Origin of the sequence: Methanomicrobium mobile BP (assembly GCF_000711215.1) — an archaeon.
Classification (GTDB): domain Archaea; phylum Halobacteriota; class Methanomicrobia; order Methanomicrobiales; family Methanomicrobiaceae; genus Methanomicrobium; species Methanomicrobium mobile.
In genome coordinates this window covers 35301-58962 of record NZ_JOMF01000008.1, presented here as the reverse complement: position 1 = coordinate 58962, position 23662 = coordinate 35301, and the positions used below count along the sequence as shown (strand labels likewise).

Below are 23662 nucleotides of genomic sequence, written 5' to 3'. Positions count from 1 at the left end.
TCCGTTTTTCGTATTTGGGTCAAATCGGGAGATCTACATTATGCTGTCGAGTTTCTGCTCGAGGAAGTCCAGACCGCGTTTTACGTCATCGATATTCTTGCCGCCGGTGAGGATTATTTTGCCGGAGGAGAAGATTAAGGCGACAATCTTGGGATCGTCGATTCTGTAGACGAGACCCGGGAACTGTTCCGGCTCATACTCGATGCTTTCGAGATTTAAGGTCACTACAACGCGGTTAAGGTTGATCTGCTTTCCGATATCGTATGAGCAGACAATATTTGTTATCGCAACCCGCGGTTCGTCGAATGTCTTTATTCCCACTTTTCCGAGCGACGAGATGATCTTCTTTAATCCGCGGGGAAGTTCGTCTTTGTCGCGTAATCCCGTAAGAACAACCTTTCCCGAGGAGAAGATGAGGGATGCTACCTTAGGATCTTCTATTCTGTAGACCGCTCCCGGGAAGCGTTTTGTATTGAGTTCGCAGTTCTCAATGTTCTTGGATATCTTTTCCAGATCGATTGTGTCCGCTATTTCTCCCGAGGCAACTATATTTTCTATTTTCAGGGACTCGTATTTCTTATCAGACATTTGTGTATATAATTTTCAGTCCGCCTTAGCATAATATTAACTATTTCTTTGCGAAAATATGGGCAAATTGCCGTTAAAAAAAGATGTTTTCCTTTCATGACGGCATATGGCGTAAGATAGCTGCCGGTGAAAGCGGGGCTGAGATCATAAATTGTTCGCAGTGTTGAACGTGTCCCGAAGTGTCCCGGAGTGTCGGGCATGTCCGGTGTGCAGGGACGTGTCCGGACGGGTGTGACGGTGCATCCGAAGTACTTTGAGGTAACGGGTAAGCGATTGCTTTGGCGTACTATGTTGTTTTGTGTCAGAAATTGCGGTGCAGTGTCGTGACGTAAAACAACATTAATCTACTAGAGATACATACATGTAGTCATGAACAAAGACTCCGAGAAGTACTTCACGCCTCAGGAAGTTGCCGACGCACTCAAGGTCGAGGCGCGTACGGTACACACATGGCTTCGTGACGGTCAGATGAAGGGGGTAAAGATCGGCAGACTCTGGAGAATTCCGCAGAGCGAAATCGATAAAGCCAGCGGCGCCGAGAGCATTCCCGAAGAATCCGTATCAAGAGTGCCGTTTGAGAAAGCCTACAATATGAAGAATTACGAGGAGACATGCAAGACATTCTCGATAGACGTTCCCGAATACTTTAACTTCGGATACGATGTCATAGACAAGTGGGCGGAGACCGACAGAAACAAACTTGCAATGATCTGGACCAATCAGCAGGGTCTGGAGAAGAAGTATTCATTCCGCGATCTTAAGAATCTCTCGAATCAGGTCGCAAATATCCTGTTAAAATACAATATAAACAAAGGCGACCGCGTTCTGATTATGCTGCACCGCGTCCCCGAATGGTGGATATTTGTCATCGGACTCATAAAACTCGGTGCGGTTGTATGTCCGTGTCCGACTCTGCTTACACCGAAGGACCTCAAATACAGAATAAATGCCGGCAAGTTCAAGATGGTCATCACCGACCTTGAGAATGCACCCAAGATCAACAAGATCTGCAAGCAGTGCCCGACGCTGAGGACAAGGATGGTCGTCGACGGAGAGCTCGAGAACTGGGCGAGCTATCCGATGGAACTTCTCTATCCGGCGCCGGTATCCCATAAATCCGTCAGTATGCCCGCGGATCTGCGCACACGCTCCAAAGATCCGATGCTTATATATTTCACATCCGGCACCACGGGCGAGCCGAAGATGGTGCTGCACAACAATGCGTATCCGCTCGGTCACCGCGTTACCGCCGAACTCTGGCATGACCTTACACCAAACGACGTCCACTTCACGTCCTCGGATACGGGATGGGCGAAATGTGCGTGGGGCAAGATCTTCGGTCAGTGGATTGCGGGCGCATGTCAGCTTGTAATTGATTTCAGGGGCAAATTCGAGGCAACCCAGCTTCTGCCCTTCCTCGAGAAGTATGAGGTTACGAGTTTCTGCTGTCCGCCGACAATCTACCGCATGCTGATATTGGCGGATTTAAGCAAATTCGATCTCTCCGAGCTTCGCCACTGCTGCAGTGCCGGCGAGCCCTTGAATCCCGAGGTTATCAGAATCTGGGAGGAGGGAACCGGTCTTACGATTCACGAGGGATACGGTCAGTCCGAGACCTGCTGTGCGATAGCGTCCTTCACCTGTATCAAGAACAAGCCCGGTTCGATGGGCAAGCCCTCGCCCGGCTGGAATATCGAGCTTCACGATGACGAAGGAAAACCCGTGAAGGACTACGAGGAGGGCAGAATTGCCATCTCGCTCAATCCCAGACCCGTCGGTCTTATCGTCGAATACCTCAACAACGAAGAGGCGAACCGCGAGTCGTTCGTGAACGGATTTTACTATACCGGAGATAAGGCATACCGCGACGAAGACGGATATTTCTGGTTCGTCGGCAGAAACGATGATGTCATTAAGAGTTCGGGATACAGAATCGGTCCGTTCGAGGTCGAATCGGCACTTCTGGAGCATCCCGCGGTCAAGGAATCGGCGGTTGTCGGCACACCCGACCGAATACGCGGTATGGTCGTCAAGGCGTTTATTGTCCTTAATTCCGGATATGAACCGAGTGACGAGCTGATTGTTGATATTCAGAAGTTCGTCAAGGAGATAACGGCGCCTTACAAGTATCCGCGTGTCATTGAGTTCGTGGAAGAACTCCCAAAGACCATATCCGGAAAGATCAAGAGAAACGAACTCCGCGAGATCGAGCTTAAGAAGTCAAAAGGGGAATAATCTAACCTTTTTTCTTTTTTTCATTTTTCATTTTTTTATTTTCATTTTTCAAAACCGATATCATATCATACATGCATCCGCATTATACAGACATCCGCACCATACAAACATTCGCATTATACGGACATCCATACCATACAAACATTCGTACCATACAGGCATTCGCATTATACAGATATCCTCATTATACAAACATCCGCACCATACAGGCATTCGCATTATACAGATATCCTCATTATACAAACATTCGCACCATACAGCATTCGCATCATACATACACCGACGATAAACACCGATGACGCACCGCATCGAATTGCGGCAGCAGACGGCAGCACGGCAATGTCGTTAAACTGCACCATATGGCACATCATTGCATCGCATTGTACCCCTGTTGCACCGCACATACATTGACAAAGGCACCTTAAAATACCGACATGCCGATATACACATGTATTTTGGTGCGCCGTTTGTAAAAAATTTATGTATGTGGTGCATAATCTCGGAAAGTATTATATACTTAGCACCACAATCACTATTCACAATGGTGCGATTTTCCGTAACTATGGATGACAAACTCGTCGGAAAGATAGATGATTTGTCTGCAAAACAGGGTAAATCCCGTTCGGAATGGATAAACGATCTCTGCGGAGCAGGTGTTGCCGAAGGCGGTGCGGTCGGTGCAAAATCCGATGCCGCCAATAGGTGCGTAACCGAACTCCTGACACTTCGCGACAGAATACCGAAGAGCATTCCCAACATGGAGGACTATGACACGGTCTACAACAATTTCAGGATCGACGTTCCCGAATACTTCAATTTCGGATTCGATGTCGTGGACGCATGGGGCAAGATCGACAGAAATAAGCGTGCAATGGTCTGGATTAATCAGAGCGGCTATGAAAAGGCATTTTCATTCCATCAGATTACGAACAAGTCCAATGAAGCGGCAAACATGCTTCTCAAATACGGCATCAAGAAGGGCGACCGCGTTGCTCTCATGCTCCCGCGTGTCCCCGAATGGTGGTTCTTTGCGCTGGCCTGCATTAAACTAGGTGCGGTCTTCATCCCCTGTCCGACGATGCTGACGCCCAAAGATCTAAAATACCGTGCTAATGCCGCCGGATTCAAGATGATCGTCACGAATATGGAGAACGCATCCAAGGTCGAGGAGATCTGCCCCGAATGTCCCTCGCTTCGCTCAAGGCTTGTCGTGGACGGCGTTCGCGACAACTGGATCAGCTACCTTGTGGAGCTTGACTACCCCGCGCCCGTATCCAGCAAACTTGTGATGAGCGGCATTGAAAAGACGCGTTCATCCGATCCGATGGTTATCTACTTCACCTCGGGAACCACGGGCGATGCAAAGATGGTTATGCATGACCATGCCCTTGCTCTCGGACATCTGACAACCGGGGCCTTCTGGCTCGATCTGAAGAAAGACGACGTGCATCTCACGCTCTCCGATACCGGATGGGGCAAATCATCGTGGGGCAAGTTCTTCGGTCCGTGGATTCAGGGTGCATGCAGTATCGTCTACGACTATCGCGGCAAGTTCAATGCGACCGAGATCCTTCCGATTCTCGAGAAGTATGAGATTACCTCGTTCTGCTGTCCGCCGACAATCTACCGTATGCTGATTATGGCGGATCTGCACAAGTTCGACCTTAAATCTCTCCGTCACTGCTGCAGTGCCGGCGAACCGCTCAATCCCGAGGTCATCAAGGTCTGGAAAGAGGGAACGGGTCTTACAATCTACGAAGGATACGGTCAGACCGAACTTACTCTCTGTATCGGCACATTCCCGTGCATGGAGGTCAAGCCCGGTTCGATGGGTAAGCCGTCACCGGGATGGCATATCGAGCTTCACGACGACAACGGAAAGAAGGTCGGCATCGGCGAGGTCGGCAGAATGGCGATTAAGGTCAATCCGAAGCCCGTCGGCATGTTCATGGAGTATGTGGACAATCCCGAGGAGAACAAAGCGGCGTTCTCGAACGGTTTCTACTATACCGGCGACAAGGCGTATATGGACAATGACGGTTACTTCTGGTTTGTTGGCAGGAGCGATGACGTCATCAAGAGTTCCGGTTACAGAATCGGTCCGTTCGAGGTGGAATCGGCAATCATGGAGCACCCGAGCGTGAAAGAGGTAGCCGTCGTAGGTTCACCCGATCCGATCCGCGGACTGGTCGTAAAGGCGTTTGTGGTGCTTAAGGACGGGTATGAACCGTCTGATTCCCTGGTAATAGATATTCAGAAGCATGTGAAGAGAACGACGGCACCTTACAAGTATCCGCGTGTGATCGAGTTCGTGGATGACCTTCCGAAGACGATCTCTGGCAAGATAAGACGCAATGTCCTTCGCGATGCCGAGATTAAGAAGCATGTCGAGGCAATGAAGTCCCATGCCGAGGCTGCAAAGAACGCGGAGAAACGTGACTGAATATCATAAGGACAGGAAATAGTCAAACCAATTAAACCAATCAAACTAATCAAATCAATCAAACAAATCAAACCAATCAAACCTCTTTTAATTTTTTGCGATCCTAAAGGCGACTCCTGCCGGATTCGGCGGATTTTGGTTTGCGATTTTGGTTTGCCAATCCGCACAAAGACCAAAGTTTATTTTATAGGAACGCCTATTTATTAAAGCACAATTTTATTGGAGCGAGGGTTGCCGAGCCAGGTCAAAGGCGATAGGTTCAGGGCCTATTTACGTAGGTATTCGAGGGTTCGAATCCCTTCCCTCGCACTTGTTTTCAAAAAGTAATTTGATTGCAAAAGCAATTCTTTTCAAAAATTAATCTGATTGCAAAAGTGATTTGTTTTCAAAAGCAATTTCTTCAAAAAGTAATTTTAATGCCGGTCAGAAGAGACCGGCGAGTTTTGCGATGAGCACGATGTGTATGACCGCGAACAGATACACCAGATAGAACTTGGGTTTATGGGTCTTGTGGTGCATGATGTGCATTGCCGCGATTGCTCCGAAGGGTCCGAAGAGGGCACATGTGATGAGCGAACTCTCGGGTGTTCTCCAGTCCTTGTTGACCGCTTTTCTCTTGTCGTTTGCGTAAACGAAGGCGACAAAGAGGTTCAATATGATATAAACCAGTATTCTGTATTCAATCTCTATAATAGTCTCACGTCCTTAATTCATCATAGCGCAATTCATCCTGCGTCCTTAATTCATATAATATAATGACTTGAAATATAATGACTTGATATCATTTGCCGGTCACTTGCGATATCGGTTACCGTAATCGCCCGATATATTCTATATCGGCGTTTTTCAATATAAACTGTGTTTTTGCTTTTTACAGAGGACTGCCGCTTAAGACATGCGGGTCCGCACCTTGCGCACCTTGAGCACGGTAAGGATCGTGCACATCGTGCGCACCGGATCGTAACGTGAGTCTGCCTGCGGCTTTAAAACTGAAACGATAATAAATATCTTCTTTGCATATTATGCATATCTAATATGGAATAAGAGTGATAACGATATGACGTACGGTCACAGCGGTGAAAACTATATTGTCACTGTAGGGGGTCAGAGCCTGTGTCTTGTCTTCGAACGGGACGGTTTGCGGCTTAACTCAATATCCGAGTCGGTTGAGCCGTATTTTTATGCATACAATTCAATTCTTAAGATAAAAGAGTCCGCGGGGTCGATACCTTCCATCGGGATAACGGTGAACTACGGCGATTTCGGAGATGCCGTAATAGATATCGATTTTAAGAGCGCCGATGAGATGAAGAAAGCGCTGGAGGAATTGACGTCACGCAAGAATTCGCCCGCCGCATCCTCATCGTTCACGGCATCCCCGGCACCCGGCGCATCGTATTCATCGGGGTCATCAGCATCGTCGTCATCGTCGGTATCGTCATCGTCATCGCACGGTCACTCCTCGGGGTCGGGTCATGCGTCCGATTCTTTCTTATCCGGATATCGCTCAGGAAATACGTCATTTTCCGGATCGCATACAGGTTCTTATTCGGGTTCATCCGGTTCATATTCAAGATCGTCTTCAGGTTCATATTCGGGCTCCTATTCAAATTCGTATTCCGGTTTACATTCCGATTCGAATTCCAACCGCTATTATCATCTCTCCGATGATCACGAACCTGTTGAAGAACTCTCGATTTCGGAGAAATATATCGATTTCCTGCGCTATCCGTCCGAGACCTTCGAGGCTGTCGGCAGAGATACGCCGGATAAGAGCCTCTTCTACTTCATCGCCGTCACCTTCCTGTTTGCGGTCGTAAACACCGTAATCTGCGGATTTGTCGGGATGCTGGCGGCGCCGGACAACCCCTTCTTCGGGCATCTCTTCAGGGATTTCGGAGGTCTTGTCGTGACCGCAATCATCATCTTCGTGATGACGGCGGCGGCGATAGTAATCTACGGTCTGTGCACCCGCATCATGCTGAATGCTTTAGGCTCGGAGCTTGAATTCCATGAGTCGATGTCGGTGACGTTTTACTCGGCAACGGCGTTCGGAACGGTCGGTCTGATCCCGCTTGTCGGCGTTTTTCTGGCGCCGTTTTACATGCTCTATCTTCAGATGAAAGGTCTTTGCAGTGCCTGTGAACTGGAGACGTCGTTCTCCCTGATTGCTTCCGCGGTTCCGTTTGCGGTTCTCTCGGGGCTGTTTTATTTCTTTATAATGAGCGGTGCGGTGGTGTACGCATGAAGACTATGAAGTTCGGAATGATATTGGCGGCATTTTTCCTTGCCGCAACCCCGGCTGTGCCCGCAAGTGCGGATTTAACCGTCGATTTCGATTGGGAAATTTATAGGATCAATCTTGCCGACTGGGCGGGACTGCCGGATTATAAGGATTATTCGGAATACGAAACAATCTACGAGGTGCATTATAAAGATGAAAGCACTACCGATGCCGCCGGCATAAAAGATCGAAAATGGGAATTTTCGCCTTCGTACTGGCCTTCGGGCATGAGCTGGGAAAAGGCAGCGGATCCCGTGTATATCTACACCGATGAAGAAGTGAAGAAGTACAACGGCAGAGTCGAGGTAAAACTTGAGGTCACGGATACCGATAATAACCACAATGATGTTATGAAAAGAGTGTATCTGGTCGAAGATGCATGGAATACCCATCCGATTCATGTTCTGACGCCTTCGTCAACGCCGATTGCCACACCGACGCCGACACCCACTCCGACAACGTCAACACCGACACCTACACCAACGCCGACACAGGAGTCTACCGCAACCCCTACTCCGACGGCAACACCGACAACCGCGCCGACAGAGGAGCCGACCGCAACTCCGACTCCGACACCAACCCCTACTCCGACGCCGGTGCCGACAACAATTCCGACGGTTGAGGTAACGCCTTCGGAGACTGTCGTGCCTACAGTATCGCCCACACAGGCACCGAAGGATACGGATTCGTCATCCAAAGAGGATGCCTTAAACGGTCCGATTCCGCGTCCGCTTGCCGGCAAAGAGAATGCGGGACTGATGAAGCTGCCGCTGATATCCGATCTTCTCGGATATATCCAGTATATCTACGACAGCTATGTCAGTCTGATCAATTCGATAATTTAACCGCAATTTTCTCTTTTTTTGACGCTTTTTTGACGCTCTTCTTCCGGCGACGCGTAAATGCGTAAATTTTTCTGCATGCTTTCGGCGGTATTGAAAAGCATAATATTTTAATAAGTTAAACCTTAAAAGCAGAATAATTAATTACGAATAATTTTTCAGAGCAATTGAAGGGATGGTATCTTGAATTATCTAACGTCAAAAGTACGGGTTGGCGGGCAGCTCTATCATCTGACAATGGATGAGAGCAAACTGAGGCTGGATCTTGCCGCAGGCGGAGTTGAACCCTACGAATATCCGTATGATGTAATACAAAGCGCAAAGGCGATTGTAAACGGCTATTACGAGCCATGCATCGAGGTTACGGTCTGCTATAACCTGAATGAAACCGCGTCGATGACAATGACCTTTGATTTCGACGAGGAGCGTGACAATGTTTTAAGGCAGCTCCTCTCGGTCACGGGTAACAAGGGCGGCGGATATCAGCAGGCACCGGCGACCGGCGCATTCGGGCAGACACAGGCGTACGGTCAGGACTACGGTCAGAACGGCGGTTACGGTGCCGGCGGTCAGAACGCTTCCGGAGGTTACGGACAGGCACCGCAGTACGGCGGCGGCTACGGAAATGACCCGGGATATTCGGATAACTACGGGCAGAACTCTCAGCAGTATCCCGGAAACGGCACGCAGTATCCGAACGGTCAGCCGTATAACGAATATTCGGACGAGAACACCGATGTCTACGGCGCAAATCGTTCCGGCGGCTACGGCGGTTACAATGACGGCATGAGCGGCTACGGATCCGAGGGCTACGGTAACGGCGGTTACGGAAACGAAGGTTACGGAAACGAAGGCTACGGCAACGGCTATCAGGACGGTTATTCGCAGAACAACTCCGGCAATTACTCAAATTACTCGGACAACTACTCAAACAATTACTCTGAAAATTACTCCGACAATTACGGCAATAACGGAAGCAATTACTCCGACAATTATTCCGACCGATACTCCGACGGCTACGGCGATTACGACCGCTACGGCGGCAGCAGGGGAGACGAATACGAACGCGGTTATGATTCCGATTACGGATCGTCGTATGATTCCGGACGGCAGTCTTTCGGCGAGTACAAATACTCGCAGGGTTCGCTCTCCCTTCCCGAGAAAATAATCGGCTTTATCAGATATCCGTCCGAGACATTCGAGTCCTCGAGTTCTGACAGCACGGTCTCGGTTCTGATCTACGGCATTCTGATGCTGGTTCTGTTCTCGGTTGTAAACGTTGTGATAGCGGCGGTCATCGGTTCGTCGGTAGCGCCTAAGAACGCGATATTCGGCGCCCTGCTCTCCAACGGCGGCGAACTCGTCAGACTCATCCTCGAGTATCTGATATTCTCGATTATCTGTGTGCTCGTATACGGCATTCTGGTATTCCTGCTCACAAAGATTACGCGTCAGGGACTCAGCCTGCCCGAATCCCTCGGCACGACGATTTATTCGACAACGGCGCTGGGAACAATCGGGCTTATTCCGCTCGTAGGAATCTTCATTGCACCGCTCTTCCTTATCTTCCTTCAGATAAAGGGACTCATGGCGGGCTATATACAGGATACCAAATTCGCGGTAATAGCGGCGGTGTTGCCCGCAATCATCATGTTTGCGGTCTTCTACTATGTTGTGATAAGCGGCGAGGTGGCATTTATATGAACGATATGAACAACAGTATGAACGGCAATATTCCGGAAAAGAAAGGCAATGCGGGAAGACTGGCTATAGGATCTTTGCTAGTCCTTATGCTCCTCGGAGTTTTGATATTCTCGCTTGCGGCGGCGCCGGTATCTGCGGAACTTTCGCCCAAAATCGGATATGAACTCTACCAGATAAAGCTCTCGGACTGGGCAGGTTATCCGGACTATGTAAAGTATTCGCGATATGATAAGATCTATGAACTCTGTCTGTATGATAAGGCAGGCAGTTCAGTCAAATCAAGGTCATGGTCCGTGGACGATCCTTACTGGACTTCATCATCCAAGGAGAAATTTTCGGTAATCTACACACCTGATGATGTAGATAAGATGAAGGGCAAGGTTAAGGTAAAACTCGTTAACATCGGCAGCGGCGGCGACTACGGAGAAGCCGAGGAATACATCTATCTTACCGAAGCGGCATCGTGGGGTAATTTCGTCATATACGACCTGACACCCGAGCCTACGGCAACGCCTACGCCGGTTCCCACGCCGACACCAACACCGGCGCCGACACCGGTTCCCACACCTACGCCTGAGCCGACACCCGTGGCATCGCATGTCATGAAACTGCCGATCTCAAGTGAGATGACGAAACTTCAGAATACATTTTCGTCATATATCGAGCTGCTGAAGGCGCTGTTCGGCATTAAGTAAAATCAGAACAATCACAAACTCTCAAAACTCTCAAAAAGCTATAAAATATCTCAAAAACAATCAAGACTCTCAAAAACTTTTTTTGTTCAGTCTTTTCTGCCTTTTGCCGCGAGAACCGCCGTTGCGCATACCGTAAGGCAGAGCAATGCCGTTGCGATAAAAGCACTCGGATACGAACTTTCGGCAATGATGCCGGCTGCAAACGGCATGAAAGCCATGCCTGCGTATCCGAAGAGGTTGTATATTCCGAGGACGGCTCCCTGCCCGTATTTTGTCTTTGAGAGGTAATCGACCTGGGCAATCGTGACCGTGCCGTATGCGGCGCCGATGCCGATGAAGAGAAGTCCCGCCGCAATCAGATTTCCTGCGGGTATGAGCAGAATTACGAGGACAAGCGCGGCTATGATAAGAGCGCCGGCAGGGATCTCAAACCGGACACCTCTTCCGGCTCTTCGCGATGCGTAAAGCGATGAAGTTATGGTGCCGAGATCCATGAGCCCTATCAGTATTCCGGCGGCAAGAGCGCTTATGCCGGAAAATCCGGGATATAACGAGATAACGACACCCGTTGTGCCGGAAAGGACCGCGACCGAGAAGAAGAGCGCGAGGGATCCGAGTATTATCTCCGAGAGCGGAGACCGCTTTGCTTTTTCTTCGGCGGCGGTGTTCCCTGTGTTCCCTGCATTTCCAGTGTTCCCGCGTATCGTCCCCATGGAGAGTATAAGAGAAGCGGCGGCAAGAACCGTGAATATGAGCACGCCGGTCATGAGACTGTAGCCGCTGAAGTATCCCGTAAGGATTAGGCTGCTCAAAAATCCGAGATTTATGCAGGCGAAATAGTAGCCGGAGATTTTTTTGTGCTCTTCCTGTTCGTTAATCCACGCAAGTGCGGATGCCACAAAGAGTCCCGCGCCTATTCCCTCGGCAAAGCGTGCCGCCGCAATCATGTAAGGGTTTGTCAGCAGAATCATTGCGATGCCCGCGACAACGGTCAGAATAAGACCCGCACGTATCGGCAGAGTTCTGCCGACCCTGTCGGAGATCATGCCTGCGGGAAGGACGGTAAGAAAAGCGCCGAGGAAATAGGCGGAATAGATTATGCCCTGTATCTGCGGCGAATCCTTCGCGAGCAGATTGAGAACGGGCACTACGGCGTTTGACATCGCCATTACCGCGAATGCGCCGGCAAGTATGGTGACGACAACCGCAGTCTTTCTGCGGGTATTCCCGCAGGTATTTGCACCGGTATTTTCGCCGCAATTTTCACCGCTGTTTCCGCCGGTCTTTGCGCAGGTATTTTCGTCCCCCATATCCGAATCCTATGGGGATATAGGGCATTTCAGATATTTAAGATATTTGAGAAAATTATGATATTCGAGAAGAATCTGAGAAGCATTTGAGAAGTATTTGTGAAGCGTGAAGCATTTGAGAAGAATTTGAGAAGAATTTGAGAAGAATTTGAGAAGTATTTGAGATGCAAAAAAGTGTGGGTTTTCGGATATTTTTCAGTATCATACCATGCGGTATGTCTCGAGATTCTTGGGGGAGTGGGTCTCGATTCTGAACCGCTTGTAGATTGAGCTTGCGAGATCGATTGTGTTCTTCTCTTCGCCGTGGATGGTGAAGATTCTCTCGGGTCTCGGGTTGAGATGGTTTACCCATGCCATGAGCTGTTTTCTGTCGGAATGTCCGGAGAATCCGTCGACGGTGTGAATCTCGAGGTTAAGGATGATGGTCTCACGTCTTCCCATCGGCACTTCCTTCCAGCCCTTCTGGATTCTGCGTCCGATTGTTCCGTCCGCCTGATAACCGACGAATACGAGGGAGTTCTGCTCATAGGGCGCAAGACCGTAGAGGTATTCCATGACGGGACCGCCGTTTAACATACCGCTCGTGGTGATGATGATACAGGGGTCGCCGCCTATGACTTCCTGCCTTATTGCGGGGGAGTCGACCTGCACGAAGCATTCGGCAAGGAAGGGGTTGTGGCCTTCCTGGAAGATCTCCTTTCTGAGGTCGGGGTTTAAGTATTCTGGGTAGGTTGTGTGAATCGCGGTTGCCTCTTTTATCATGCCGTCAAGGTAGACCTTGACCTTAGGAATCTTTTCAAGGCGCATTCCCTCCTCGATTGCGAGCATGACCTCCTGCGATCTGCCGACCGCGAACGCCGGTATGATGACTTTGCCGCCGCGTTTTATGGTCTCGTTGATTATCTCGTAGAGTTTTGTCTCGGCATCCGCCATCGAGGGCTGAATGTCCTCGGAACCGCCGTACGTGCTCTCCATGAAGACGGTCTCGAGACGCGGGAACTGCGAGGTTGCGGGACCGAAGAGTCTTGTTTTGCCGTAGTTGAAGTCGCCGGTGAAGGCGATGTTGTAGAGACCGTCGCCGATGTGGAAGTGTGCGATTGCCGAGCCGAGGATGTGCCCCGCGTTATGGTAGGTGAGCTTGACGTCGGGGGCGATATCGGTGACACTGCCGTAGTTGAGGGTAATCGAGCGCTTTAAGTATTCCTGAACCTCTTTTGAGGAATACGGCACCTGATTTGCGTCGTTTACCGCGACATTGAGGTAATCGAGCTGGAGCATGACGGCAAGATCTCTTGTTGCCGGCGTGCTGTATACGGGTCCCTGATATCCGTATTTGTAGAGGAGCGGAATCAGACCGCAGTGGTCGAGGTGTGCGTGCGTGAGAACGACGGCATCGAGGGTGTTGAGCGGGTATATCTCGGGGACGTAGAGGTAGGGAACGCCGTCGCTGCCGGGCTTGTCGCCGCAGTCGATGAGAATTTTGCTCTCCGGCGTTGTCAGGAGGAATGCCGCGCGTCCGACCTCGCGGCAGCAGCCGAGAGTGGTCACACGGAGCCATCTGTCCTTGCTTGTGATGTCGCGGTGAATCCTTCTTCCGATTGTTCTTAGGAATTCCTTTCTCTCGTCCTTGAACGCTCTGAGATACTGCCTTGTCTGTTTGACGGTGACGCTCTCGATTGGCGGCGTTCGCACGACCTTGGGTGTCCAGCCTATCTCCTTTGTGATGTCGCGGAGGGTTGCGCCGTTCTTTCCTATGACGACGCCGGGCTTTTCCGCCTCGATTAAGACCTCTCCTGTATCGGGATCGAAGAACATGTCGGTGATTCCCGCGCCTTCGGGTACGACGGCGTTTATCTTCGTCGTCGCCTTCTCGGGGTCTTCGAGGATATTGGGTCTTACGACTATGCGTTTTCTTAAATCCCGCGCAAGGATTTTGATAAGGTCCGCCTCGTCGGCGAATTTCTTGGGGTCGTCGGTGTAGATAACCAGTTCCGGACCTTCGAATTCGACATCCGAGACATTGATTCCTGCCGGTACTTTGGAGTTAATCTTAGCTTTAAGTTCTTTGAGCCTGTCTTCAATCAGCATAAAAAAACAAATCCTAAAAAAAGAAAAAAAATCAGTTGGTTATTCCTTTTTTGCTTACTTCTTCATATTTGTCTTTGGTTATGGATACAATGCAGATATCCTCGCCGGATGCGGAATCCCTTCTCATTGCCGAGGTGATTGCGCGTGCCGCAAGTGCGGTCGCATCCTTCTCGCTGATGCCTTTCTTGTATCTGTCTTCGAGAACGCCGTATGCGAAGGGCGATCCCGAACCCGTTGCGACAAAGTCCTCTTCGGGCGAGGCTCCGCCCATTGCGTCCACAGAGTAGATGGACGGACCGTTTTTGTCGACGCCGCCGACAAGGAGCTGGACGTAGTAGGGCATCATCCTGTGCTGGTTAAGCACATTGCTTAAGAGCGATGCGGAGGCGCCGACCGTCATCTGTCTGCTCCTTCTGATATTGTAGAGGCTGCTCTCGACCTGCATCAGACGTGCAAGCTGCTGTGCGTCGCCGACACCGCCTGCCGTTGTCATACCGATTCTGTCCGAGATCTGATAGACTTTCTTTGCCGTCTTGCTGGCAATCATGTTACCCATGGTGGCACGTCTTTCGGTGGCTAGGATTACTCCGCCGTCAAAGATGATGCCTACGGTTGTGGTTCCTTTTAAGATATCCGAGTTTTCCTGTTGCATTCTAAAACACTCCCCGATTCAAGGATTTCATCAGTAATGTCGTAGGGTTTTGTGGATTTTTGGAGTTTGTGGATTTTTGGATTTTGTAGTTTGTGAGTTTTGTGGAGTTTTAAGTTTTTGTGGAGTTTTGTGGAATTTTGTAAAGTTTTTAGGGTTTCGCAGGGTTCCGTAATAAGTTTTGCAGCAGTTTATTCTTTGGTAATTCAGGTCAAAAGATATCACAGAAGACTACACGGGTCGGATTAACCCGCAGGTGCCCCGCTTCCCGACTTTCGCTTGAAGGCGCTTTTCGGGAGTCGCGGCATTAAAATTTAATAAATCCTTTTCATCTCTCCGAAAAACTGATAGCGATATTGAAATTTCCGGAAAAATGAATTGTATGGATTTGATTAAATCAGTATTTACTTATTAATGCGTTTAGTTTATTAATGCTTTGATAACATCGCGGTCAAAGAGCATTGCAACCATCTTTCTGTTGCCGTTGATGACAGGCAGCTGGTCGACTCTCGAGCGCTTCATCTTAAGGGCACATTCGCTGAGCTCCGCGTTCTGCGGGACTGCGACGACGTCCTTTATCATTGCGTCCTTCACGAGTTTGTCGGGAAGCTGGACCTTTGAGATTCCGAACGAGATTGTGTGCATGTCGCGGATGCTCTCCCATGTCCATTCGTCGTCGTCGGTTCCGGTCGAAAGGTCGCTTACCTCGACGCTGTCCTCTATGAGTGCGTTCTTGATGAGGTCGCGCTCGGAGATGATTCCGGTAAGGATTGCATCCTTGTTCAGGATGGGGATGGAGTCGTATCCGGACATCTCCATGATGCTTCCGACGAGCGGGAGCGGTGTGTTGTCCCAGAGAGCAAAGGTCTGTTTTGTGTAGCCTTCTTTGATGGGTGTCTTTATCTTCATCTGCGCAACCGCGCCGATAAGGTCGGCGACACTCAGGATTCCGACGAGTTTGCCGTTTTCGACGACCGGAAGCCTTCTGAACTTGTTCTTCGTCATTATCCTTGCGGCTTCGTTAATGGTCGCATCGGGTCCGATTGTGACCGGATCCGCGGTCATGAGTATGCTGAGCTGTGTCTCGTCGGATTTTCTGAGGAGATCCTTTCTTGTAATGATTCCGACAAGTTTGCCGTCTTTTGTGACCGGTACGCCGCTGATTCCCGTTCTCTTCAGAATTCTGAGAACATCGTCTCTGCTTCCCGGAGTTTCCACCGATACCACATCGTCGGTCATGTAGTCTCTGACTAATTTTTCTTCTATAATCTCACCACCAGGGTTGATACGTTGCTGTGACGGATGACAAATTCCGTGACACTGCCGAGTAATAATTTTTCAATGTTGCTTTTGCCGGTAGAGCCCATGATGATCAGGTCAGCACCGAGTTCTTCGGCATATTTTGTTATTTCTTTGCCTGCGTGACCGTATCTGATCACGGCATTGAATTTGGCGTTTTGAGATTCCGCGGTCTTTTCATAGCCCGAAAGAATCTCTCTGCCTATTGATTCGAATCTGTTGTAAAGTGTTTCTTTGTCGTTGTCAGGCGGCAGGTCGTCTAAGCCCCCGTTTTCGACGACGTAGATTGCATTTACCGTTGCCCCCGGGTATGCTTTTGCTTCTCCGAGTGCGGCTTCGAATGCTTTTTTGCCTGATTCCGAACCATCAATTGCTACGAGAATATTGGTGAACATCTAATACCTCCCTAAAATTGACTGAACAATTTTATTTTTTGTTGCATAAAATTGTTCTCTAAAATTCCGGAAAAACGCCGCGATTTACGACGGATTTTTTCGGAGATCTGCTGAAGCGCAGATTGGAGGTCTCGGGGTTTATTGTGTAAAAGGCGGCAATGTTGCCTTCTTCGATGAAAAAGGGGTTGTTAATAAGTTTTGAGCCGGCGACTGCCATCTTGAGTATCTCGTCGGGGGTGAGACCGTATGCGTAGCTGACGAAGGCCATCTCCGCAAACATGTCGGGCTGGACGAACATGACGTTGTCCGTGCCCAGAAGGATTTCGCAGCCGATATCGAGCATTTTTCTTATCGGCGGGTGCTCGTTTGAGGTGCTCTGACCGAGTATGTGATTGGAACGCGGGCAGACGGCGATGGGGATTCCCAGGTCCGCACAGCGTCTGAGCTGCGAGTCGGTGGCGTGCGTCATGTGTATGAGGAGGTCGGGCTGCGCATCGATTGCGGCGTCGACGTCGCGCGTGTCCTTTTCGCCGGCGTGGAACGCGACGAATCCGCCGCGTTTTCTGGTTTCGGCGGCAAACTCAAGGACCTGCTCCCCTTCTTTCGTGCTCGAGATTCCTATGCCGTCCGCGACCGTCTCCCCGCCGTTTCGTCCGAGTATGATGGCTTTGAGTCCGGTGCCGGAGTTGTCGAGTGCGGTCTTGAGCGCGTTTACGCCTTCTTTTCCGCCTTCGCGGAAGTCGCAGAATCCCGCGGTCGCGCTCCTCTTCATGAACTTCAGGCTCTGCGTGATTGCGTCGATGAGGGTTTCCGACGGCGTTTCGCTTAAGATTCTGTGCTTGAGTCCGTTCGGGGGTGCGACAAGGTCGGAGAGGGTCATGCCGGGCTTTGTCTCGATGTCCATGGCGACGGTGTCGCCGAGGTGGGTGTGTGCGTTGAAGAAGCAGGGGAATATCCAGGGTTTGGCGGCGTCTCCTGCGCTCCCGGTCTCGTTGATGCTCTTTATGATGCCGTTTTCGACGTCGATTTCGGCATCCGCGAGTTCCAATTCGCGTCCGAGACAGACTTTGCCCGCTATTGTGTATGTGTCGCCCGTTCTCATTCTCCGCATCCTTTGCCTGACTTTGTTTCCTGCTTTATTTTATTCTTGCCTTTATTTTATATATGTCGAAAACCAATATAATAGGCATGGCAGTAAAGAACAAAGGCGGCGGAATGGTTTCGTCCGCAGGTCTTGTTACATATTATGACAGCGAGGACAAGCGTTCCTTACATATCTCACCGAAGCTGGTTCTGGTTTTTGCGGCGGCAATCGGAATTATCATTGCGGTCTTAAACCATATCTTCTGATCTTTTAAGTTTCTTTAAGTCGGAAGGAAAAGTGTGTTGAGTAATCGGAATACCGTCTGGTATTTCCGATATTTTGAATATTTTCTTTGCTTTTACGTTTTTAACATTATTTTCTGTTTATTTTCGGTTATTGTTTCAGGTAATTATCGGTGTTATTTTTTGGGTATTTTCGGTTATTTATTTGATTAGGATTCCGTTTTTTGTTATTTTTTATTTATCCGATTATTTTGCCGTTGCTTCGTTTTGCCCTTCGTTTTGCCGTTATTCGAGGTTGTTGAGTTTCTTGAGGGCTTTTCTCGTGATGTCTTCCTTCGGCGTGAAGTAAAGGTTGTCGTGTCCCTCCCAGTGCGGGCAGTTGCGGAAGATGACGGCGGGGATACCTTCGTTGCTCTCTCCCATGATGAAGTTGGCGAATGCCGAGAATTCGTCGACGACGGCTTCCTCGGTTATCTCGAGGACGCGTCCGAAGAGGTCTTTCTTTCCCCTGAAGTCACAGATGGCTTTCATTCCCGCCCATCCTATGGCAACGCCGGTCTGACCGCGCCTGAAGGATCTGCCGCAGGTGTCCGTGATGATTACGCGGATGTCCTTTCCCGTTATCGCTTTGAACTCTTCCCTTACTTCTTCGGCGGCTTTCATGGGGTCGGGGGGAAGGCTTACTATGTATCCTATCTCGATGTTGCTGTTGTCGACGCCGGCTCTGACCCCCACATGGCCGCATTTTACCTGCGAGAGGACAAAGGGGTATTCCTGTATGATGTCGACGGTGTCGTCGAGGACTACCTGAATGAATCGCGGGTCTTCGCCGCATTTCTCCGCTATCTCGATTGCTTTTTTGCCCGGCGTTATCGAGTCGTAGGATCTGAAGTATCCCTTTGTCTTGGAATACACCGCCGAGGCAAGACATATTACGTCGCCGTCCTGAAGTTCGGCTTTTTTACAGATTTCTGCGGCGAACGAGTCCCCTTTCTGAAATATCGGGAGATCTCTTACGGGAATGACTTCTATACTCATAGTATGGATATACTTGCTCAATCCGTAAAAAATGATCATTTTCGATTTGCGACAGGGGGAATATTAATATCATTTAAGGTATACCACTAAAATATCGTGTATCTGATACTCAAGTGCCCCGGATGTTCGACCTTTACCTATGTCGATAAATACAGTCCGCAGCGGCTTTGTCCCCAGTGCGGAGAGATTATCGATGTAGCGGGAGCGACAATCTATCTGGAGGTCTCCGACTATCGCCTTGCCGAGTCGATAATTGCCGAGCTTAAGAAGTATCTGACTGCGCAGAAGAGAAAAGACCTCACGGAAGAGGAGCGGGAGCAGATACGCAAAGAGTATGCGGAATGGATGAAGCAGACGCTACTTAATCCCGAAAAATCAAACGATTCAAAAAAGATGACAAAGATCATCGAATCCTGAAAGCATTGTTCCGTTGAAATAATGCGCTGAAAAAGAATTTTTATTTGGTTTGCTTTATTTGGTTTTGCTTTATCCGATTTTACTTTATCCGATTTTTCTTTATTTGGTTTTGCTTTATTGTGTTGTGCTTTGTATAATTTTTCAGTCCTGAACGGCTTCGACGCGCCTGTAGACTCTTATTGCCCTGTTCGGACATGTCTCCTCGCAGGTCTTGCAGCCCGTGCACTTTTCGGGGTGCAGGATTGTCAGTTTCGAGTTTTTGATGCGCATTATCACGTCATCGTTCGAGGAGGTCGCGTTATGTGCCAGACGCGGGTCTATCTCCTTGTTTATCGGGCAGGCGACCGAGCAGTTTCCGCATTTCATGCATAGTTTGTTGTCGATGACGAGGTGATATGTTCCCAGAAGGCTCGTCCTGTCGATCTCGTTCTGCTCGAGGATTCTTCCGGAGGTAAGGACATTGTCGGGGCAGGCTTCGACGCAGAGACCGCATCTTAAGCAGTGACCCTTGTAGATGACCGGTCTCCATTTGCCGTCTTCGCCTTTAAGGACCTTGATGGCGTCGGGAACGGGGCAGATCATCATGCAGCGAAGCTCGTGCGAGCATTCCTTTCCCGTCAGCTGCGGAAAGTCGCGGTAGTGCGGGGGTGTCACGAGCGGCGGCGTCTTGGCGAAGAGGAACTTCTTTATCCACTCCGCCCGCAGAAATTCTTTGAGATAGCAGATTATCGAGAACATTTTTCTTTCTCCTTACTTTATTTCTCCTTTCTCCTTCCTTTTTCCTTACTCCTTATTCCTTTCCTTACCTCTCGTTGCAGGATATGCACGGGTCGGAACTTATGAAGACGGCGGTGATGTCCGCCGCGGAATCCGCGCCTTTGAGCATATAGTGCGCACAGGCATCCATGTTCATGATTGAGGGTGTCTGAACCGATATCTCCTCCACATGACCGTATCTGTTCGTCTTTACGTGATAGGTAAGCCCGCCTCTCGGAGCTTCTCCCGTCCACGTGAATTCGCCTTCGCCGACCTCGCCGCCGCCGCGGATTGTCTCCCCTTTAAGCCCTTCGAGTCTTTTGAGGCATTCGCGGATGAGCTCTATGCTCTGGAAGAGCTCTTTGAACCGGAGCATGATTCTTGCGTAGTTGTCGCAGGAATTCAGGACTATCGGTTTAAAGTCGAGTTTCTGATATGTCGGATGGTTGAGGCGGTGATCGAAGTCCACGCCGCTGGCACGTGCAGTCGGACCTGCCGCCTGCGAGGCGATAATCTCTTCTTTCGTGATTATGCCCACGTCTTTGCTCCTCAGCGCAATCAGCGGGCCTTCCTCGAAGATCTTCACAAACCGCGATATGTCCTTCTCGCATTTGTCCAGCGCCGCCTTTAAGGTCTCCGCGTCTTCGTCGCGAAGGTCGAATCTGACGCCGCCCGGGATGATATACGCGCAGGTGATTCTGGCGCCGGTGATGAGCTCGAGCTGGTCGACGACGGTCTCTCGGAGGTTGATGAGATACATTGCGAGGGTCTCGTGCTCTATGGTGTAGCAGTAGGAGTAGTTTGCAAGCAGGTGCGACTGCATCCTGTCGAGTTCGTTGACGATTACACGCAGGTACTGTGCGCGAATGGGGACTTCTATGTCGCTTATTCTCTCGACGGTCTCGATGAAGACCATGTTGTGAATAACCGAGCAGATTCCGCAGATTCTTTCGGCAAGGAACATGACCTCCTGCCAGGGTCTGCCGACCATTATCTTCTCTATGCCTTTCTTGACATAGCCCATCTCGACCTCGGCGGAGAGAACCTTCTCGCCCATGGTCTCACACTTGATTCTTGCCGGTTCCTTGAAGCAGGGATGGACGGGTCCTATGGGGAGGGAGACGTCGACGACTTTCTTCATTTCTTTGCCCCCTTTGTCTTGCGCTCGGTTTCCGCCGCTTCTTTCGCTTTCTTCTCTTCGTAGTCCTTGAAGACGACCGGCGCCAGCTCGAGTATGGTGCCGATTATCTCGGTCGGGCGCGGCGGACAGCCGGGGATGTTGGCGGCGACGGGGATATGCTTTGAGACCGGCGGGTCTATTCTTGCGCCGCGGCGGTTGTAGGCGCAGCCCGATACGGGGCAGTTGCCGATTGTAATCGCGGCTTTGGGTTCGGGGATGAGGTCCCAGAGGTGCTTGAGTTTGTCCTCCCACTGCTCGGTGAAGGCGCCGGTGATCAGGAGAATATCGGCTTCACGCGGGTTGTTGTGGACATAGATTCCGTACTGCTCGATATCGTAACGCGGTGCAAGGCATGCCAGAATCTCGATATCGCAGCCGTTGCATGAACCGACGTTTACGTAGCAGACATGGATTGAACGCTGTCTTACCTTGTTTTTTATTGACTGAATTATGCTCATTCCTGACCTCCCGTCCTTTCCGGCGCCGTGTATCTCGGTGCCGAATTCTTCGTCAGATTCGATTTTCCGGCGGTATGGTGCTGGTTGCCCGCGTCGGAGACGATTGCGGCGATAAGGCTTATGCATTCCTTTTCGGCATCCTCTTTTGCGGTTCCCGACCTTATGAGTGCGGCATACCTGCCCTGAACTTTTGCCATCTCCGGCGTCTGCACGGGGAGATAATCGGTGAATAGCGCCGCTATCGGCAGTTTATCGGTTTTATTCTCCGCGTAGAATTTCCGCCACGAGTCGTATCTTGCGGGGATGTTCTCGAGGTATGCCATGTCCAGCTGTTCGATGAGGAATCTGCGCAGCACCTGTTTGCCGACGCCGATAATCTCCGCTATCGCCGCCGTGCATGCGTCCTGATTCGGGCAGGCAAGAACATTGAGTTTCATGCCGCAGAGGTTCTTTTCGTAGACGAAGTCGGGCATCACATCACCCCCGCGATGAATACGTAATATATGCCGTATGCGAAGAAGAGCAGTATGCAGAGCCATACCAGAGCCATCTCGCCGACATGAACGGCATGTTCTCTCTTTTCGTATGCGGCAACGTCTCCGTCCGCACCGTTCTTTCCGTTCGCCGTGTCCTTTGTGCCCGTCCCCGTCATGAGAATGCCTGCGGTGACGGCGAAGATGACGATTAGGATTGAGACGCTCAGTGCCGTCGAGGTCTTTTCGGCGCACTGCCATACGAGGATGAGTGCGTAGACGGCAAAGCAGAGAACTGCCGCATGCTGAATTTTAAGTCGCTTTTCGATTTCCATTACGGCATACCTCCCGCGAATGCGATGAAAGCCATGTAGATTATCACTATGATTATTACCCCTATCTGGATTGTCACGGCGTCATACGGCGACAGCATCGGCGTTAAGGCGCAGATGAAGGACATTGTGAGGAGCAGTATCAGTGAAGCTATAAGGAGCATCCAGAAGGGCATTGCGCCTATGAAGAGGGTTACGAAGACCGCGAGAAGGACGAAGGTCTTGAGTGCGAAACCGACTTCGAGCCCCGCCCTGAATGCGCCGAAATGCTCGGTTTTGTTGCCGCTGACTATCTCTTTCGCCTCGATTATGCCGAAGGGGCTGTAGGGGACTTTGGAGAGTATGATGACATACATTGCAAGGGCTATGGGAAGTGCGGTTATGAGGAGGATTCCGTGATCCGCCTGATATGCGACGATGTCGCTTATCATTAGCGAGCCCGTGACGAAGTATATGCCCGCAATCGAGGCTATTAGGGGTATCTCGGATGCCGCGGAGAGAACGGAACGGATTGCCCCTAACTTGCCGTAGGGCGAGCCGGACGAGAGTCCCAGACCGTGCTCGGTTATCTTGTGGAGCAGGTATACTCCGAATATGACGAGCAGGCTGCCGCCGGTGAACAGGACATAGAGCGCTCCCGCCCATATGGCGATGACGGCGGGGACGATGGCGACGAAGAGGACTTTCGAGGCGGTCTTGGGTATCCACGTCTGTTTGAAGGAGAACTTCATTACATGGAGGAATTCCTGCCATATGGGAGGTCCGGGTCTTGTCTGAATTCTGGCTATGACCTTACGGTGGATTCCGTGGAAGAGAAGACCGACAATGACCGCGAATATTATATACAGAAGAATCATCATGCTATCTCGCTCCTACTCCTTAATACCCCACGAACGGATAATCTCCGTCTTTTGTCGATTCGCGCAGTGCCGTGAAGAGCGACAATACAAATACGGGGAATGCGACGACGACGATTCCCGCTCCCAGCCAGCCGTTGATATGTCCCGTGAATGCAAGCGCCGATGCCGTGATGCAGATGATCGCCGATATTAATGCAGCCGCCTTTGCCTGATCTTTAGAGATCTTCTTTTCGGTTTCTTTTCGAATCATCTTTTTATCACCGTATTTTATTCACAGTCTTATTCACCGT

Annotated in this window: 24 protein-coding genes and 1 tRNA gene; 9 read left to right on the top strand and 16 right to left on the bottom strand. The window is 50.3% G+C overall.

Translation table 11 applies throughout. The features are described from left to right. Positions 1 to 33 precede the first annotated feature (33 nt). The gene (locus tag T502_RS06910) at positions 34 to 588 is read right to left on the bottom strand and encodes a TATA-box-binding protein (protein WP_042706457.1); all 555 of its coding nucleotides are present in this window, start codon (positions 586 to 588) and stop codon (positions 34 to 36) included. Between the two features lie 369 nt (positions 589 to 957). Here T502_RS06910 and T502_RS06905 point away from each other — a divergent pair, with 369 nt between their 5' ends. From T502_RS06905 to T502_RS06895, 3 genes are all read left to right on the top strand, one after another. Continuing rightward, positions 958 to 2823 (top strand): AMP-binding protein, encoded by a 1866-nt coding sequence (locus tag T502_RS06905; protein WP_042706456.1) that lies wholly within the window; start codon positions 958 to 960, stop codon positions 2821 to 2823. A gap of 541 nt (positions 2824 to 3364) precedes the next feature. Then, positions 3365 to 5266, top strand: a complete 1902-nt coding sequence (locus T502_RS06900; protein ID WP_052359232.1) for an AMP-binding protein — start codon at positions 3365 to 3367, stop codon at positions 5264 to 5266. 224 nt (positions 5267 to 5490) lie between these two features. Continuing rightward, positions 5491 to 5575 (top strand) — tRNA-Leu (locus tag T502_RS06895). A gap of 114 nt (positions 5576 to 5689) precedes the next feature. On the opposite strand, the gene T502_RS06890 is transcribed toward T502_RS06895, so the two are convergent. Continuing rightward, positions 5690 to 5920 carry a DUF1294 domain-containing protein gene (locus tag T502_RS06890; RefSeq protein WP_245597780.1) on the bottom strand — a complete coding sequence of 77 codons (231 nt, stop codon included), beginning with the start codon at positions 5918 to 5920 and terminating at the stop codon, positions 5690 to 5692. A gap of 403 nt (positions 5921 to 6323) precedes the next feature. Between T502_RS06890 and T502_RS08640 the strand changes: the two genes are divergently transcribed. The 4 genes from T502_RS08640 to T502_RS09055 all read left to right on the top strand — a co-directional run bounded on the left by T502_RS08640 (position 6324) and on the right by T502_RS09055 (position 10791). Then, the gene (locus tag T502_RS08640) at positions 6324 to 7514 is read left to right on the top strand and encodes a Yip1 family protein (protein WP_052359230.1); all 1191 of its coding nucleotides are present in this window, start codon (positions 6324 to 6326) and stop codon (positions 7512 to 7514) included. After that, entirely contained in the window at positions 7511 to 8395 is an 885-nt protein-coding gene (locus T502_RS09060) for a hypothetical protein (protein ID WP_042706454.1), read from the top strand. Before T502_RS08640 ends, T502_RS09060 begins: the two co-directional genes overlap by 4 nt. 234 nt (positions 8396 to 8629) lie before the next feature. Next, positions 8630 to 10096 (top strand): Yip1 family protein, encoded by a 1467-nt coding sequence (locus tag T502_RS06875; RefSeq protein WP_042706453.1) that lies wholly within the window; start codon positions 8630 to 8632, stop codon positions 10094 to 10096. Further along, entirely contained in the window at positions 10093 to 10791 is a 699-nt protein-coding gene (locus T502_RS09055) for a hypothetical protein (RefSeq protein WP_042706452.1), read from the top strand. Before T502_RS06875 ends, T502_RS09055 begins: the two co-directional genes overlap by 4 nt. Positions 10792 to 10877: 86 nt before the next feature. On the opposite strand, the gene T502_RS06865 is transcribed toward T502_RS09055, so the two are convergent. The 6 genes from T502_RS06865 to T502_RS06840 all read right to left on the bottom strand — a co-directional run bounded on the left by T502_RS06865 (position 10878) and on the right by T502_RS06840 (position 17634). Further along, positions 10878 to 12101 carry an MFS transporter gene (locus T502_RS06865; protein ID WP_052359229.1) on the bottom strand — a complete coding sequence of 408 codons (1224 nt, stop codon included), beginning with the start codon at positions 12099 to 12101 and terminating at the stop codon, positions 10878 to 10880. 201 nt (positions 12102 to 12302) lie between these two features. After that, positions 12303 to 14189 (bottom strand): beta-CASP ribonuclease aCPSF1, encoded by a 1887-nt coding sequence (locus T502_RS06860; RefSeq protein WP_042706451.1) that lies wholly within the window; start codon positions 14187 to 14189, stop codon positions 12303 to 12305. A gap of 31 nt (positions 14190 to 14220) precedes the next feature. Beyond that, the gene (gene psmB / locus T502_RS06855; RefSeq protein WP_042706450.1) at positions 14221 to 14841 is read right to left on the bottom strand and encodes an archaeal proteasome endopeptidase complex subunit beta; all 621 of its coding nucleotides are present in this window, start codon (positions 14839 to 14841) and stop codon (positions 14221 to 14223) included. A gap of 417 nt (positions 14842 to 15258) precedes the next feature. Next, positions 15259 to 16077 (bottom strand): CBS domain-containing protein, encoded by an 819-nt coding sequence (locus tag T502_RS06850; RefSeq protein ID WP_042706449.1) that lies wholly within the window; start codon positions 16075 to 16077, stop codon positions 15259 to 15261. Between the two features lie 23 nt (positions 16078 to 16100). Next, positions 16101 to 16532: a universal stress protein gene (locus T502_RS06845; protein WP_042706448.1), complete on the bottom strand. Its 432-nt coding sequence runs from the start codon at positions 16530 to 16532 to the stop codon at positions 16101 to 16103. A 58-nt stretch (positions 16533 to 16590) separates the two neighbouring features. After that, entirely contained in the window at positions 16591 to 17634 is a 1044-nt protein-coding gene (locus tag T502_RS06840) for an amidohydrolase family protein (protein WP_042706447.1), read from the bottom strand. 86 nt (positions 17635 to 17720) lie between these two features. Between T502_RS06840 and T502_RS06835 the strand changes: the two genes are divergently transcribed. Then, positions 17721 to 17882: a preprotein translocase subunit Sec61beta gene (locus T502_RS06835; RefSeq protein ID WP_042706446.1), complete on the top strand. Its 162-nt coding sequence runs from the start codon at positions 17721 to 17723 to the stop codon at positions 17880 to 17882. A gap of 261 nt (positions 17883 to 18143) precedes the next feature. On the opposite strand, the gene T502_RS06830 is transcribed toward T502_RS06835, so the two are convergent. Beyond that, the gene (locus tag T502_RS06830; protein ID WP_042706445.1) at positions 18144 to 18896 is read right to left on the bottom strand and encodes a coenzyme F420-0:L-glutamate ligase; all 753 of its coding nucleotides are present in this window, start codon (positions 18894 to 18896) and stop codon (positions 18144 to 18146) included. Positions 18897 to 18992: 96 nt separating this feature from the next. Between T502_RS06830 and T502_RS06825 the strand changes: the two genes are divergently transcribed. Further along, the gene (locus T502_RS06825; RefSeq protein ID WP_052359228.1) at positions 18993 to 19313 is read left to right on the top strand and encodes a hypothetical protein; all 321 of its coding nucleotides are present in this window, start codon (positions 18993 to 18995) and stop codon (positions 19311 to 19313) included. A gap of 141 nt (positions 19314 to 19454) precedes the next feature. Here the strand turns inward: T502_RS06825 and T502_RS06820 are convergent, their stop codons facing one another. The 7 genes from T502_RS06820 to T502_RS06790 form a co-directional block, all read right to left on the bottom strand. Beyond that, positions 19455 to 20051 (bottom strand): 4Fe-4S binding protein, encoded by a 597-nt coding sequence (locus T502_RS06820; RefSeq protein ID WP_042706444.1) that lies wholly within the window; start codon positions 20049 to 20051, stop codon positions 19455 to 19457. Positions 20052 to 20115: 64 nt separating this feature from the next. After that, on the bottom strand, positions 20116 to 21210 hold the full coding sequence (locus tag T502_RS06815; RefSeq protein WP_042706443.1) for a hydrogenase large subunit: 1095 nt from the start codon (positions 21208 to 21210) through the stop codon (positions 20116 to 20118). Next, positions 21207 to 21707, bottom strand: a complete 501-nt coding sequence (locus T502_RS06810; protein WP_042706442.1) for an NADH-quinone oxidoreductase subunit B family protein — start codon at positions 21705 to 21707, stop codon at positions 21207 to 21209. Before T502_RS06810 ends, T502_RS06815 begins: the two co-directional genes overlap by 4 nt. Further along, a complete protein-coding gene (locus tag T502_RS06805; RefSeq protein ID WP_042706441.1) occupies positions 21704 to 22180 on the bottom strand; it encodes a hypothetical protein in 477 nt (158 codons plus the stop codon). Before T502_RS06805 ends, T502_RS06810 begins: the two co-directional genes overlap by 4 nt. Further along, entirely contained in the window at positions 22180 to 22515 is a 336-nt protein-coding gene (locus T502_RS06800) for a hypothetical protein (RefSeq protein WP_042706440.1), read from the bottom strand. Before T502_RS06800 ends, T502_RS06805 begins: the two co-directional genes overlap by 1 nt. Next, positions 22515 to 23366, bottom strand: coding sequence for a respiratory chain complex I subunit 1 family protein (locus tag T502_RS06795; RefSeq protein WP_042706541.1), 852 nt, complete (start codon positions 23364 to 23366; stop codon positions 22515 to 22517). Before T502_RS06795 ends, T502_RS06800 begins: the two co-directional genes overlap by 1 nt. Before the next feature lie 25 nt (positions 23367 to 23391). Further along, the gene (locus T502_RS06790; RefSeq protein ID WP_042706439.1) at positions 23392 to 23622 is read right to left on the bottom strand and encodes a hypothetical protein; all 231 of its coding nucleotides are present in this window, start codon (positions 23620 to 23622) and stop codon (positions 23392 to 23394) included. Between the last annotated feature and the right edge of the window lie 40 nt (positions 23623 to 23662).

What these genes read in the sequence shown, in the direction of transcription:
- T502_RS06875 (WP_042706453.1), top strand. Translation starts at nt 8,630, where the DNA reads ATGGATGAGAGCAAACTGAGGCTGGATCTTGCCGCAGGCGGAGTTGAA.
- T502_RS06910 (WP_042706457.1), bottom strand. Translation starts at nt 588, where the DNA reads ATGTCTGATAAGAAATACGAGTCCCTGAAAATAGAAAATATAGTTGCC.
- T502_RS06850 (WP_042706449.1), bottom strand. Translation starts at nt 16,077, where the DNA reads ATGACCGACGATGTGGTATCGGTGGAAACTCCGGGAAGCAGAGACGAT.
- T502_RS06835 (WP_042706446.1), top strand. Translation starts at nt 17,721, where the DNA reads ATGGCAGTAAAGAACAAAGGCGGCGGAATGGTTTCGTCCGCAGGTCTT.
- T502_RS06810 (WP_042706442.1), bottom strand. Translation starts at nt 21,707, where the DNA reads ATGAGCATAATTCAGTCAATAAAAAACAAGGTAAGACAGCGTTCAATC.
- T502_RS06905 (WP_042706456.1), top strand. Translation starts at nt 958, where the DNA reads ATGAACAAAGACTCCGAGAAGTACTTCACGCCTCAGGAAGTTGCCGAC.
- T502_RS06815 (WP_042706443.1), bottom strand. Translation starts at nt 21,210, where the DNA reads ATGAAGAAAGTCGTCGACGTCTCCCTCCCCATAGGACCCGTCCATCCC.
- T502_RS06840 (WP_042706447.1), bottom strand. Translation starts at nt 17,634, where the DNA reads ATGAGAACGGGCGACACATACACAATAGCGGGCAAAGTCTGTCTCGGA.
- T502_RS06805 (WP_042706441.1), bottom strand. Translation starts at nt 22,180, where the DNA reads ATGCCCGACTTCGTCTACGAAAAGAACCTCTGCGGCATGAAACTCAAT.
- T502_RS09055 (WP_042706452.1), top strand. Translation starts at nt 10,093, where the DNA reads ATGAACGATATGAACAACAGTATGAACGGCAATATTCCGGAAAAGAAA.
- T502_RS06800 (WP_042706440.1), bottom strand. Translation starts at nt 22,515, where the DNA reads ATGGAAATCGAAAAGCGACTTAAAATTCAGCATGCGGCAGTTCTCTGC.
- T502_RS08640 (WP_052359230.1), top strand. Translation starts at nt 6,324, where the DNA reads ATGACGTACGGTCACAGCGGTGAAAACTATATTGTCACTGTAGGGGGT.
- T502_RS06820 (WP_042706444.1), bottom strand. Translation starts at nt 20,051, where the DNA reads ATGTTCTCGATAATCTGCTATCTCAAAGAATTTCTGCGGGCGGAGTGG.
- T502_RS06845 (WP_042706448.1), bottom strand. Translation starts at nt 16,532, where the DNA reads ATGTTCACCAATATTCTCGTAGCAATTGATGGTTCGGAATCAGGCAAA.
- T502_RS06865 (WP_052359229.1), bottom strand. Translation starts at nt 12,101, where the DNA reads ATGGGGGACGAAAATACCTGCGCAAAGACCGGCGGAAACAGCGGTGAA.
- T502_RS09060 (WP_042706454.1), top strand. Translation starts at nt 7,511, where the DNA reads ATGAAGACTATGAAGTTCGGAATGATATTGGCGGCATTTTTCCTTGCC.
- T502_RS06900 (WP_052359232.1), top strand. Translation starts at nt 3,365, where the DNA reads ATGGTGCGATTTTCCGTAACTATGGATGACAAACTCGTCGGAAAGATA.
- T502_RS06790 (WP_042706439.1), bottom strand. Translation starts at nt 23,622, where the DNA reads ATGATTCGAAAAGAAACCGAAAAGAAGATCTCTAAAGATCAGGCAAAG.
- T502_RS06860 (WP_042706451.1), bottom strand. Translation starts at nt 14,189, where the DNA reads ATGCTGATTGAAGACAGGCTCAAAGAACTTAAAGCTAAGATTAACTCC.
- T502_RS06830 (WP_042706445.1), bottom strand. Translation starts at nt 18,896, where the DNA reads ATGAGTATAGAAGTCATTCCCGTAAGAGATCTCCCGATATTTCAGAAA.
- psmB (WP_042706450.1), bottom strand. Translation starts at nt 14,841, where the DNA reads ATGCAACAGGAAAACTCGGATATCTTAAAAGGAACCACAACCGTAGGC.